Origin of the sequence: Streptomyces sp. NPDC086023 (assembly GCF_044540325.1) — a bacterium.
Lineage (GTDB): Bacteria > Actinomycetota > Actinomycetes > Streptomycetales > Streptomycetaceae > Streptomyces.
Map to the genome: position 1 here is coordinate 200463 of NZ_JBITRX010000007.1, position 12427 is coordinate 212889.

The 12427-nt window shown below is 70.5% G+C and carries 13 protein-coding genes; 10 read left to right on the top strand and 3 right to left on the bottom strand.

Annotation, left to right across the window (positions count from 1 at the left end; genetic code table 11):
- The first annotated feature begins 13 nt into the window (after positions 1-13).
- From ACIF6F_RS16520 to alaS, 5 genes are all read left to right on the top strand, one after another.
- Complete coding sequence (locus tag ACIF6F_RS16520; RefSeq protein ID WP_399946975.1) at positions 14-886, top strand: hypothetical protein; 873 nt, start codon at positions 14-16, stop codon at positions 884-886.
- Entirely contained in the window at positions 883-1491 is a 609-nt protein-coding gene (locus tag ACIF6F_RS16525; RefSeq protein ID WP_399946978.1) for an LOG family protein, read from the top strand. The genes ACIF6F_RS16520 and ACIF6F_RS16525 overlap by 4 nt, the downstream gene beginning before the upstream one ends.
- A complete protein-coding gene (locus ACIF6F_RS16530) occupies positions 1488-2039 on the top strand; it encodes an orotate phosphoribosyltransferase (RefSeq protein WP_399946981.1) in 552 nt (183 codons plus the stop codon). The genes ACIF6F_RS16525 and ACIF6F_RS16530 overlap by 4 nt, the downstream gene beginning before the upstream one ends.
- Positions 2036-2689, top strand: coding sequence for an HAD family hydrolase (locus ACIF6F_RS16535; protein ID WP_399946984.1), 654 nt, complete (start codon positions 2036-2038; stop codon positions 2687-2689). Before ACIF6F_RS16530 ends, ACIF6F_RS16535 begins: the two co-directional genes overlap by 4 nt.
- Before the next feature lie 242 nt (positions 2690-2931).
- On the top strand, positions 2932-5586 hold the full coding sequence (alaS, locus tag ACIF6F_RS16540) for an alanine--tRNA ligase (RefSeq protein ID WP_399946987.1): 2655 nt from the start codon (positions 2932-2934) through the stop codon (positions 5584-5586).
- Positions 5587-5628: 42 nt separating this feature from the next.
- Here alaS and ACIF6F_RS16545 read toward each other — a convergent pair whose 3' ends face one another.
- Positions 5629-6246: a GNAT family N-acetyltransferase gene (locus ACIF6F_RS16545; RefSeq protein WP_399946989.1), complete on the bottom strand. Its 618-nt coding sequence runs from the start codon at positions 6244-6246 to the stop codon at positions 5629-5631.
- Between the two features lie 154 nt (positions 6247-6400).
- Between ACIF6F_RS16545 and ACIF6F_RS16550 the strand changes: the two genes are divergently transcribed.
- The 4 genes from ACIF6F_RS16550 to ACIF6F_RS16565 all read left to right on the top strand — a co-directional run bounded on the left by ACIF6F_RS16550 (position 6401) and on the right by ACIF6F_RS16565 (position 9449).
- Positions 6401-6793, top strand: a complete 393-nt coding sequence (locus ACIF6F_RS16550) for a hypothetical protein (RefSeq protein ID WP_399946992.1) — start codon at positions 6401-6403, stop codon at positions 6791-6793.
- A gap of 599 nt (positions 6794-7392) precedes the next feature.
- On the top strand, positions 7393-7815 hold the full coding sequence (locus tag ACIF6F_RS16555) for an STAS domain-containing protein (RefSeq protein ID WP_399946993.1): 423 nt from the start codon (positions 7393-7395) through the stop codon (positions 7813-7815).
- A 379-nt stretch (positions 7816-8194) separates the two neighbouring features.
- Positions 8195-8488: a hypothetical protein gene (locus ACIF6F_RS16560; RefSeq protein WP_399946996.1), complete on the top strand. Its 294-nt coding sequence runs from the start codon at positions 8195-8197 to the stop codon at positions 8486-8488.
- A 487-nt stretch (positions 8489-8975) separates the two neighbouring features.
- Positions 8976-9449, top strand: coding sequence for an ATP-binding protein (locus ACIF6F_RS16565; protein WP_399946998.1), 474 nt, complete (start codon positions 8976-8978; stop codon positions 9447-9449).
- A 313-nt stretch (positions 9450-9762) separates the two neighbouring features.
- On the opposite strand, the gene ACIF6F_RS16570 is transcribed toward ACIF6F_RS16565, so the two are convergent.
- Both ACIF6F_RS16570 and ACIF6F_RS16575 read right to left on the bottom strand, forming a co-directional pair.
- Complete coding sequence (locus ACIF6F_RS16570) at positions 9763-10278, bottom strand: peptidoglycan-binding protein (protein WP_399947001.1); 516 nt, start codon at positions 10276-10278, stop codon at positions 9763-9765.
- Between the two features lie 70 nt (positions 10279-10348).
- Positions 10349-11809, bottom strand: a complete 1461-nt coding sequence (locus tag ACIF6F_RS16575; RefSeq protein WP_399947004.1) for an MFS transporter — start codon at positions 11807-11809, stop codon at positions 10349-10351.
- Between the two features lie 115 nt (positions 11810-11924).
- Between ACIF6F_RS16575 and ACIF6F_RS16580 the strand changes: the two genes are divergently transcribed.
- A complete protein-coding gene (locus ACIF6F_RS16580; RefSeq protein WP_399947007.1) occupies positions 11925-12404 on the top strand; it encodes a MarR family winged helix-turn-helix transcriptional regulator in 480 nt (159 codons plus the stop codon).
- Positions 12405-12427 lie beyond the last annotated feature (23 nt).

Consider the following 12427-nt stretch of genomic DNA (forward strand, 5'->3'; position numbering starts at 1 on the left):
TCGGAGGACGCACGTGCCCACCTTGCACCTGGCGGAACTCACCTTCGCGAACCGCCCGCCCCAGCTCCCGCTCCTGTCCCGACTCGCCGACATCCTGGCCACCTCGCCGGTCGTCACGCACCTGATGGTGCGTGGGTCGCTGGCCCACGGCACGGCCGACCGCCTCTCGGACGTCGACTTCGTCGTCGGCGTCCAGGACGCCGAGCTGCCCGCGTTCGTCGAGGCCCTGGACGACCTGATGTCCGTCGAAGCCGGCGCGCTGCTGCCCGGCTGGCGCGACACGATCGTCGCCGACCTCGGCGGCGTCGGCATGGTCTTCCTCGTCCCGGACGAGGGGCACCTGCACCAGATCGACCTCTACCTCGCGCCCGCATCCCGCGTCCCGCGTCTGCGGGCGACGGTCGCCACCGCGTTACTCCTCGACCGCGAGCCAGCCATCGCCCCGGCCGAGGGAACGGCAGCTGCCGAGCGGTTCGCGGCCGAATTCCTCGCCCGGCCCCGTACGTGCACCGAGCTGCTGATCGAGCACCTGGTGCTGGCCGTGCTGCTGCACAAGCGCATCAAGCGGGGCCAGCGGTTCGTCGCGTACTCCGAGTGGCACCGTCTCCACACCGCGACGAAGGACCTGATCAAGACGGCTCTGGCGCCCGCCTCGCGGTTCTGGGGCTGGTACCAGCTGCGCGAGGAGATCGCCGTCACTCCGATCGGCCGGGCCTGCCTCGGCGACCTGGAGGCGGCGATCAGCGGACCGGCCATCCCCCTCGCCGCCGATGTGGACGCGGCCGTCGAACGGACGCTCGCCCTGGTCGAGCGGGCCTGCCCCGAGGCCCTGAGCGGGCTGGAGAGCCCGATCGCCGCATATCGCACCTACCTGGAGCTGATGTGAACGCGCTCCACCTCGCGGGTCCGGCCTCCGACCGGGCCCGGGAGGGTCTGACCGCCGTCTTCTTCGGTGGGGTCCGTCCCGCCTCCGGCGCGGAGGAGAAGCTGGCCGAGGAGATCGGCCGGGCCCTGGCTCAGGCCGGCTACTCCCTCCTGCACGGCGGCTACAACGGCCTGATGGAGGCCGCGGCGCGCGGGGCCTCGTCCGAAGGAGCCCTGGTCACCGCGGTGACCCTGATCAGCAAGCACGAGGAGTGGGGCGCCTTCAACCCGCACGCCACCACGTCCGTCCACCTGCCCGACCTCGGCACCCGGCTCAACCACTACCTGGACCACGCCGATCTCGTCGTCGCCATGGGCGGAGGCATCGGCACCCTCCACGAGCTGACCGCCGCCATGTACTACGCGACCACCATCCGGCCCGTACCGATCTTCCTCGCCGGGTCCTCCGCGTTGCGCCTGCTCGTCTTCCTGCGCGAGGAGAAGTGGTTGTACGAGACCCCGACCCGGCCCCTCGGCTTCCTCCGCACCGCCGAGTCCGCCGACGCCTTCCGCGACCGCCTCAACGCTCTCGACACGTTCGACACGGCACCGATCGGGGGAGCATGACCACCAGCACCCGGCTGTCCGACCTCACCGTCCGGCTCGCCGAAACCGCCCTCGTCAAGTCCTCCTTCCACCTCGCCGACGGCGCGAGGCTCGACAGCTACTTCGACGAGTACCGTCTGGCTGCCGACCCCGAGCTCCTGCGGGACACCGCCGCCGCCATGGCCCCTCTCGTCCCCAGCGACGCCCAACTCCTCGCCGGAATCGAACTCGGCGGCGTCCCTCTGGTCGTTGCCCTGTCCGCCGCCACCGGCCTGCCTGCTGTCTTCCTGCGCCGCCGCCCGAAGGGGTACGGCTCCCGCCGGCAGATCGAAGGCGCGCCCTTCTCCGGCCGCCGGACCGTCCTCGTCGACGACGTGGTCCGCTCCGGCGGACAACTGCTCGCCATGGCCCGTATTTTGCGGATCGCCGGCGCACCGGTCAGCGACGCGCTGTGCGTCCTTGAGCGCCCGCTCGGCGGTCGAACGCTGCTGGCCGAGCACAACGTCACCCTCCACTCCCTGCTCACCGAGGCCGATCTGCCCGCGCCTTCGCGGGGTGATTCCAAGTGAAGCGGGCCGTACTGTTCGACCTCGACGGCGTCCTCGTGGACAGCCGCCATGCCCAACTCGCCACCCTCGCGGGTTTCGCGACCTCCGCCCTCGGCCGCCGTGTCACCGTCGCCGACCTGCCGACCGGGGCCGCGACCATCCCGCGCGAGCACGTACTCGCCGAACTCGGATACGCCGGAGCGATCAACCAGGACAGCTGGGACGCGGCAACGGCCACCGCCACCCTCACCGCCGAGGTGTTCCCGTTCGTGGCCGACGCGCTGGCCGCGCTCCACGCCGCCGACGTCGGCACCGGCATCGTGACCCTGCGAAACCGCCAGCGAGTCAACTGGCTTCTGCCACCCGGCATCCTCGACCTGATCGACATCGTCGTCTGTTACGAGGATGCGGTGCCGAAGCCCGCGCCAGACGGCCTCCTGCTCGCCCTCGAAAAGCTCGGTGTGTCACCCGGCGACGCCGTGTTCGTCGGCGACATGGAGGCCGACATGCACGCGGCCCAGGCGGCTGGCGTGACGCCGATCGGTTGCGGCTGGGGCTTCTCCGACCCGTCGACGCTTACCCACGCCGGCGCCGCCGTCGTACTCCCCCACGCCGACGACCTCGCCGGGACGCTCCTGTCCCTGACGGGCGCCGGACTGCGGGGCGCATAAATCCAAGCGATCTTGACTCCGGACCCGCTACCCTGGGTGGCGCAGTCGCAGCGGACCGTTGCGTCCGGTGTCGGCTGCGCCACCTCAAGCGACGGATCTGGAGTCATGGTCTACACCGTGGGGGCGCGAGCTATCTGCGTCGAGCTGGAGAACTGAGAACCTCTCAGTCCCTGTTCTCGGCCCGGCTCGGCGTGTGATCGACCCCCATCTCTCCACGACTCTTCCGTGAGGGCCACACCACCATGCGCTCGACGCAGATCCGCTCCACCTTCCTGGACTTCTTCACCTCCCGCGGCCACCGCCAGGTCCCGTCCAGTCCGCTGATCCCCTCCGATCCGACGCTGTTGCTCGCCAACGCCGGCATGAACCAGTTCAAGCCGTACTTCTTGGGCGAGGTAACCCCGGAGTTCCCCCGCGCCACCACTATCCAAAAGTGCGCCCGCACCTCCGACATCGACAACGTCGGCCGGACGAACCGGCACGCCACGTTCTTCGAGATGATGGGCAACTTCTCCTTCGGCGACTACTTCAAGGCCGACGCCATCGCCTTCGCCTGGGAACTCCTCACCCAGGACTTCAATCTGGAGAAGGACCGCCTCTGGATCACCATCTACCGGGACGACGACGAGGCCGAGCAGTTGTGGCGCAGGATCGGCGTCCCTGCCGAGCGCATCCAGCGCCTGGGCATGGAGGACAACTTCTGGTCTATGGGCGTCCCCGGTCCCTGCGGTCCCTGTTCGGAGGTCAACTACGACCGGGGGCCAGCCTTCGGCCGCGAGGGCGGTCCGGCCGTCGACGGCGAGCGGTACGTGGAGATCTGGAACCTCGTCTTCATGCAGTACCAGCGCGGTGAGGGTGACAAGAAGGGCGGCTTCCCGATCCTTGGCGATCTCGCCCAGCAGAGCATCGACACCGGCCTCGGCCTCGACCGCCTCGCTTCGATCCTCCAGGACGTCGAGAACGTCTGCGGCACCGACCTCCTGCGGCCCACCCTCACGACCGTCCAGGAACTCGCCGGCCGCGACTACCCCGGCAGCCGCGAGGAGAAGATCTCCTTCCAGGTCGTCACCGAGCACGCCCGCTCCATCGCCTACCTGATCGCCGACGGAGTCCTGCCCGCCAAGGACGGCCGCGGCTACGTCCTGCGCCGCCTGATGCGCCGCGCGATCCGCCACGCCCGCCTGCTCGGCATCGACCAGCCCGCCCTCGCCCCGGCCACCAGCAGCGTCATCGCCAACCTCGGCAACGTCTGGCCCGAGCTGACCGCCCAGGCCGCCCTCATCGAGCAGGTCGTCACCGCCGAAGAGGAGTCGTTCACCCGCACCCTCGCCCAGGGCACCCGCCTGCTGAACGCCGCCATCACCCGCAGCCGCGAAAGCCGGTCCACGACCCTGGCCGGAGAGACCGCCTTCGAACTGCACGACACCTTCGGCTTCCCTGTCGAGCTGACTGTCGAGGCCGCCCGCGACGCCGGCCTGACCGTCGATGAGGACCGCTTCGCCGACCTGCTCGCCGAGCAGCAGCAACGCGCCAAGGCTGGCGGCAAGGCCAAGACAGCCGAGGCGCTGCGCCGCCAGGACGCCTACCGCGAGCTGTCCGCCCGCCACGGCCGTACCAACTTCGTCGGCTACGACCGCCTCGACGCCGAAGCTACCGTCCTCGGCCTCATCTCCGACGGCACCGTCGTGCCCGGCGCCGACACGGGCAGCACCCTCGAACTGGTCCTGGACCGCAGCCCGTTCTACGCTGAGTCCGGCGGCCAAGTCGGCGACACCGGCACTATCCGCACCGCCAACGGCGCACTCCTTGAGGTCCTGGACACCAAGCCCGGCTTGGAGGGCTTCCACGTCCACACCGTGCGCGTGGTCGAAGGCGAGATCCGCGCCGGAGAGCAGGCCGAGGCCCTCGTGGACGGCGCCCGCCGCGAGGCCGTCGCCCGCTCCCACTCCGCCACCCACGTCCTGCACGCCATGCTCCGCCGCACGCTCGGCGATCACGCCCGCCAGCACGGCTCCCTCGTCGACGCTGGCCGCCTCCGCTTCGACTTCGCCCACTTCTCCGCCGTCGACCGCCCCCAGCTCGCCGCCATCGAGACCCTCGTCAACGACCACCTCCTCGCCGACCCCGAGGTACGCGTCTGGCACGCCTCGCGCGCCGAGGCCGAGGCCGCCGGCGCGACCGCCCTGTTCGGCGAGAAGTACGGCGACCACGTCCGCATCGTCGACATCGGCGACTTCTCCCGCGAGCTCTGCGGCGGAACCCACATCGGCCACGGCTCCAACGCCGGGCCCGTCCGCATCGTCGGCGAAGCCTCCATCGGCTCCAACCTCCGCCGCATCGAAGCCCTCACCGGACGCGACGCCCTGAACTACTACGACACCGAGCGCCGCCTCCTCGAAGAACTCTCCGACCTCCTCGGCACCCGCCCCCAGGGCGCCCCCGACGTCCTCCGCAAGCGCCTCGACTCCCTCGCCTCCGCCGAGCGGGAACTCGGCCGCCTCCGCGAGGCCGAGCTACGAGACCGCGCCCAGCAGCTCGCCGCCTCCGCCCGAGCCGTCACCGGCGGCCGGGTCGTCACCGAGAAGGTGACCGGGCTCGGCCCGGACGAGCTCCGCACGCTGGCCCAGCACACCGCCAGCTTCCTCGACGGCGACCAGGCCGTCGTCGTCCTCGGCACCGAGCACGACGGCAAGGCGCTCTTGGCCGCCGCGATCACCCGCAGTCTCCACGACACCGGCACCGAGGCCAGCCGAATCCTCCTCCCGGCCGCGCGTACGGTCGGCGGTGGAGCCGGCGGCAAGGGCCCGGTCGCCAGCGCCGGCGGGCGTCGTACCGAGGCTCTCGACGAGGCGCTCACCGTCGCCGCCCGGGACGCCGCCGGCGCTCTCGACCAGTAGCCAACCGCTTGCCGGTGCCGCAGCACGCGGCACCGGCAACCCCTATTTCCGGTCGTGTCCGCCCGGCGTCAGCTCCTTCAGGAGCACGACGCTGTCGTAGTTCGTCACGCCCCACGACCAAGACCCGACCGGCACGTAGCCGCGCCTGCGATACCAGGCGACCAGGTCAGCCGCTTGGGCCGACGTGTCGATCACCACCTGCGCGGATCCGAGCTCGGCGATACGTTTCTCCGCCAAGGACAGCAGCCGCTGCCCCAGTCCCGTCCCCCGATGCGAAGGGTCCACCGCCAGCTGCCAGAACGACCCCGATCCCGCTGGAGCCGGATACCCCTCCGGGGCCTCATACGGAGCCGTCACCGTCACGGTGCCCACCAACTCACCCGCTCGCAGAGCCAGCCAGCACTCGCCCATGCCCAACCTGTAGGCCGTGTCCTCCACCGACTGATACGAGGCAAAGAAAACTCGGCCTTCGACAGCATGGGCGGAGTAGGCGCGGTGAAGCAGACGCGTCAGGTGCGCAACGGAGTCACCCTCGGCGAACGACCGAACCACGACCGATTCACAGCTGCCGAACCGCTTCGACCTGCCTGCCGGTGATCCGTCCACGCGATCAAGTATCGGCCGGAGAGAGATGCGCCGCCTGCTGAGCTGCGAGTTCACCGTCGGCAGCATGAGGGCCGCGAGGTCTGGCACCCCCGCCGGCAGGGGCGGTGCGACAGCCGACGACCGACACGCCATCGCCCGGCCGTGCCCAGCCCCTCGCGCCAAACCGCATCTACGCGTGCCAGACCGATCCGCCTGGCACCATGCCTGTATGGAGCCGCTGCCCATCCCCTGCCCCGCCCACCTTGTCCCCGACGCCACCGGCGTCGGCAGCTTCAACGCCGTCTACCAACAGGCCCAGTCTCAGCAGGCCGTATTCATCGCGATCGAGAGCCAGGGCCCGCGGTGGACAGTGAAGGCGGACACACTCACCGCCGGCCCGGGACACACTGTCGACGACGCCGTGAACGACGCCGCCCGAGACGCCGTGATGCGCCTGGTCGCCGCCGGCGAGGTCCGCTCGGACGCCTACGCGGGCCCGGTCTACTACGTCCTTCATGGTGTGAACGACGAAGACCGGGCCCGTGAACTCGCCGCCGCCCTCCACGCGGCCCTGTACGGAAACCCGGAGCCGCTGATCCAGGCCACGCCTACCGCGCACTGATCCGTTCCCCGAGGCAGGCCCCCGGCAACACGAAGGCCCTGACCGCTCGCAGTGATCCGGACCTTCGTATGCCTCGGGAAAAGCCGGCACGGCCCCGACCCCAGAGCGCGGAGCCGGGAGCTGCGGACTGCACCGGTCGGACGCGAAGAGAGCGCGGCCGACCGGGTGATTTCTCACGTACGGCACCCCGCCTGCCGCGGCCGCCGTGGGCACCGCCGTGGCAGAGTGCTTTCAGGTGCTCCCCCTCGGGACAGCCGAACGAAGGCCCCCGATCCGATGTCACGTCGCCCCGGGGGCCTTCGGTTGCTCCACACCGGTTCAGCGCCGCCTGTGCGCCGATGCCGGGGGCCCAGAGTCCGGTGAGGCCGTCCGCCTCCGGACGGTGGCTCCGTGTGCCAGTTCTCGAGACCGAACGCGCCGGTGAGGAACGGCGGAAGGTTCCCGTGCCGGCGGGCCGCACCAGCGGGCGCGCCACGGACGTCCGTATGCCTCGTCCGGGTGGAATCTTTCCCTCTTGCCGGGGATCGGCGCTGGTCACATGGGGTGAAAGGGCCGTGTGGCTCGTTTCCCGGACCTGGGCGGGAGGCGTTGATGGGGATGTGAGTACCTCAACCACCGCCCCGATACTGCCCGCGACTCTCGCCGCCCCCGCCCCTCCCGTCGTGCACGACTCGGGCGCGGACACCGCGCCCGGCGTCATAGTCATCGAATCCTGCACCACCCTCGGCAGCACCCTGGTCTTCCACCTCGCCGGGGAGATCGATCACTACAGCGCCGCGCCGCTGCGGGCGCTGTTGGCCTCGGCCGCCGACCACGGCTACACCGGTCTCGTCCTGGACACCTCGCGGGTCGCCTTCTGCGACTCCGGCCTCCTGGCCGTCCTCCGCTGGTGGCCCCGGCACGGACGCCGCCTCAGACTCGCGAACCGCTCCCGGGCCGTTCAGCGCCTCCTGAACGCGTCTGCCGCAGCAGGACAGCGGTCGGCCCAGGCCGGCTCACAGACGGCAGCGGTCACGTCATGACGTTCATGCTCCTGACCTGCGGCCCGATGCTCGCGGCGGTCCTCCTTGTGCACTGGGTACCCCAGGAAGCACTCCACCGCCGTCCCGCCCGGCCTTCCCGGCCCACACCTCGCAGAACCTTGATCCACTGCCGCCTGGCGCTCCCGCTCCTGTGCTCCACGGCATAGACACGGGAAGGTGTGGGGCCCATGTCGGCCCCCGGGCCCCACACCACCATCTGCCTGAGCCATACGCGTGGCGCTGATCGGGGTCGTTCCCGAGACAGCTGTGCGACCGACGGTTCGCGCTCCTGAGTGACTCGACGAGCCCGGACAAGTCCGACAGCCGGCGCACGAGACGGTGAGATGATGGATCCGGCCGACTCGGGTAGGTGTCGGGAGTGACCGTTCGCAAGAAAACTGGGGATGTCGCCGCGCAGGACTGGTTCGTGCGGGCCCGGGTGTGTGTCCGCGCCGAACATCACGCCCACTCGCTGGAGCGAGAGCTCAGGATTTTCCGGGCCGGAGAGGTCGTGGAGATGGTGCAGTGGGGGCGGGCGGGCCAGGAGATCGACACAGCCTCATGGTGGACGACGAACCAGTACATCCCCGCAGCTCATATCGTTCCGGCGGACAAGGTCGAGGTCCTTGAGTTACTCGACGAGCGGCGACCCGAGCCCGACGCGGAGGATTAGGGCCCACCGGCTCGGGCTGATGCGAACGCCCCCGCCGGTGGTACGGCGGCCTGCTTGCACAGGTCCAAAACGGAGAGGCGAGCGATCCCGGACGGCCCGCCCTCTTTCGGCCGACACCGTGCGCAGCGCCTCGCTCGTTGTGCGGGTGTGGAGGACGAGCCGAGGGTGCTGTACCAGTGGCCGTACGGGGCGGGGCGGTTGCGCTATGCGCTGAGGTTCCGTATCGAGGCCACTCTGGCCCGGCGCCTGGGGGTCTTGCCCGAGCCGTCGGCAGGGCTCGCCCCTGCAACGGGTCGGACAAGGCCGGGCGGTCCTGGGCATGGCAAGGACCGGCAACGACCGTGATCCATCGCTACGCCGATCATGGTGCCTTTGATTCCGGGGCGGTGATTACCGGGAACGATCTTCGCCAGTGAGGGGAGTGCGCAGATGTTTCGCGGGTAGTAGGCGGGCGACCAATAGCGCTTCGGACGTGAGGCGGACTTGTATGAATCTGCCCGGCCACGACTGCACCCAGCAGCTCGTAGAGCGTCAGCTATCGGCCACCGCTGTGTTCGAGAGCAGCGGGGAGATCGCCGCGGCCCGTGACTTGGCCCGCAGCTTCCTGGCCAACCTGCAGGTCAGCCATGGCCTCCCCCTGTCCGGCCAGGTTGTGAGCGTGGTGCAGCTCGTCGTCAGCGAGCTGGTGACCAATGCCTGCAAGTACGCCCCCGGCCCGTACATGCTGACCCTGGAGGTCACCGGCGGAGCCGTCGACATCACGGTGTGGGACAGCAATCCGACGCTGCCGGTCACCCAGGTCGCTGACCCCGACAGGGTCGGCCAGCACGGTCTGGAGATCGTCCTGGCGGTCAGTGAAGGCTTCGCCGCACGTCGCGAACCTGTCGGCAAGCGCATCACCGCAACCATCGCCTTGGCCGACGATCTCGCAGGCGACCACCCCGCGGACCGCTGTCTGTGACGACCCCGAAGGCGCTCTGCGGCTCGGACGCGGCCAGGTCCAAGCCGCCTGTCTCATCCTGACGCAGGCGTGACCCCCTTCCTGGGAGCCGCCTGGGAGCCGACTTGCTCCCCAAACCCCCGCGACACCTCCCGAGCCCACCGCGCACCAACGCTGTGACCAGGCGAAACGGCAAACCGGCTGGTGAAGATCCGGACCGAACCTCATTCGGGACGAAGAGGTCGTGGGTTCAAATCCCGCCACCCCGACTCAGCATTACCAGGTCAGAGCCACCTAGGAGATCTCCTAGGTGGCTCTTCCGTTTGTGTCGAGGTCAGGCCTGGAGGGTGACCTTGGTGCCGGTGCGGGGGTTGATGAACCACCAGTCGTTCGAGGCTGCGTTCGGGACGCCCCATTTGAACTGGCGGGCCGTGCCGTAGAAGGTGCAGGTCTTGTTGCCGGCCGAGTCCCAGGTGCAGACGTTCTTGTTGTACGTGTACTGGGCCGACCACCAGGTCCGCGGGCCCGCGCGGCCGTCCTTCTGGAGGGCGTCGCCGTCCCAGTCGAGGTGGATGCCCTGCCAGTCCTTCGTCCGGGTCTCCGTGTTGGGGCCGAACTGGCCGTCGATGAAGCCGGTCGAGGTGATCTGACCGTTCACGTTGTCGGCCCAGAGGACCGTCTGCCAGAAGCGGATGTAGTTCGCGTCGGTGCTGCACCCCGACCGGCAGAGCTCGGGGTTGGTACGCCACGCGTCTCCGTCGGCGTGGGCCGTGCCCGAGCCCGTCGCCGTCGCGATGATCGCGGAGGCGGCCAGGGCCGAGAGGGCGGTCAGGGTACGGGATGAGCGCACGGGTCCTCCTTGATTGTTGGCGTGAGCATGCTCAAGTGGGAAGAGCCGTGCGTCAAGAAGGCGTTGTCGGTCAGGAGGCGGGGGTGCGGCGGGGGAGGAGGGCCGGGGTGGCGGCCGCGGCCAGGGCGAGGAGGAGCGTGCCTGCGGCGAAGGCCAGGTGGAAGCCCGAGGTCAGCGCTTCGGCGGCCGGCCGGCCGGCGTCGGTGAGGTCGCGGGTACGGCCGGCGGCCAGCGTGGACAGGACCGCGACGCCGAGCGCCATCCCGATCTGGCCGGTGGTGTTGAACAGGCCGGACGCGAGCCCCGCGTCCCGCTCGTCGGCGCCGGACATCGCGAGGGCGGTGAGGGCGGGCAGGGCCAGACCGAAGCCGGCGGCCAGCAGCATCACGGGCAGCAGGTCGGTCGCGTAGTCGGCCCGCACCGGCAGGCGGGTCAGCAGGCCCAGCGCCCCGACCAGCAGGACGAGACCGGCCAGCAGGACGTTGCGCTCCCCGAAGCGGGCGGCCAGCCGGGCCGAGGCGCCCAGCGAGACGGCACCGATGGTGACCGCTGCCGGCAGCATCGCGAGACCGGTGGCGGCCGCACCGTAACCCCGCACCTGCTGGAGGTAGAGGGCCACCAGCACCTGGAACGCGAACAGCGCGGCCACCATCAGCATCTGCACCAGGTTGGCCCCGACCACGGCCCGCGACCGGAAGATCCGCAGCGGCAGCAGGGGCGTACGGGCCTTCGCCTGGCGGACCGCGAAGGCGGCCAGCAGCACCAGGGCGAGGGCGCCGGGGCCGAGGGTGCGGGCGGCGGTCCACCCGTACCGCTCCACCCCGACCACGGTGGAGATGCCCAGCATCAGGCCGCCGGTGATCAGCAGTGCGCCCCAGACGTCGGCCCCGGCGCGCAGCCCGATCCCGCGGTCGGCCGGCAGGGCGGGGAGCGCGAGCAGCAGGGCGGCCAGGCCGATCGGCAGGTTGATGAAGAAGATCCAGTGCCAGTCGAGCGCATCGGTCAGCACCCCGCCCAGCACCTGCCCGAGGGAGGCTCCGGCCGCACCGGTGAAGGAGAAGACGGCGATCGCCCGGGCCCGTTCCCGGCCCTCGGGGAACAGGGTGACCAGGATCCCGAGGCTCACCGCGCCGGCCACGGCGGACCCGACGCCCTGGAGGAAGCGGGCAGCGATCAGCACGGCCGGGGAGGCGGCGAGGCCGGCCAGCACCGAGGCGCCGGTGAAGACGGCGGTGCCGGCGAGGAACATCCGCTTGCGGCCGATCAGGTCCCCGAGCCGCCCGGACAGGAGCAGCAGGCTGCCGAAGGCGATCAGGTAGGCGTTGACGACCCAGCTCAGACCGGCCGCGGAGAAGCCCAGGTCCTTCTGCATGGCCGGCATGGCGACGGTGACGATGCTGCCGTCGAGGATCGTCATCAGCATGCCGGTGGAGAGCACGCCGAGTGCGGTCCAGCGGGACCGGAGGCCCGTGGGGGCAGCGGGTGGCGCGGCAAGGGCGGCAGGCGCGGGGGTGGTGGAAGGCGCGGACATGGTCTCTCCCGTCGGGGACTCACATGACTGATGAATGAGACCGTAACAGATAGATCTGTTGCAGACGATTTATTGAGAGACAATTTTTGACGGGATCGTTCGTTAGGCTGGACCCATGACTGCCATGGCCCCCCGGCGGACCGAGCCGGACCTCTCCTTCCTGCTCGACCACACCAGCCACGTCCTGCGCACCCGCATGGCCGCGGCCCTCGGCGAGATCGGACTGACCGCGCGCATGCACTGCGTGCTCGTGCACGCGCTGGAGGAGGAGCGCACCCAGATCCAGCTCGCCGAGATCGGCGACATGGACAAGACGACGATGGTCGTCACCGTGGACGCCCTGGAGAAGGCCGGGCTGGCCGAGCGGCGGCCGTCCGGCACCGACCGCCGGGCCCGGATCATCGCGGTCACCGAGAAGGGTGCCGAGGTGGCGGCGCAGAGCCAGCGGATCGTCGACGGGGTGCACCGCGACGCGGTCGCCACCCTCCCCGAGGCCGACCGGGCGGCGCTCCTCAAGGGGCTGCGCCTGCTGGCCGAGGGGGAACTGTCCACACCTGTGGACAGTCCGCGGCCCGCGCGACGCGCCCGCCAGTAGCCGGCGGGCCTCAGGGCCCCGGC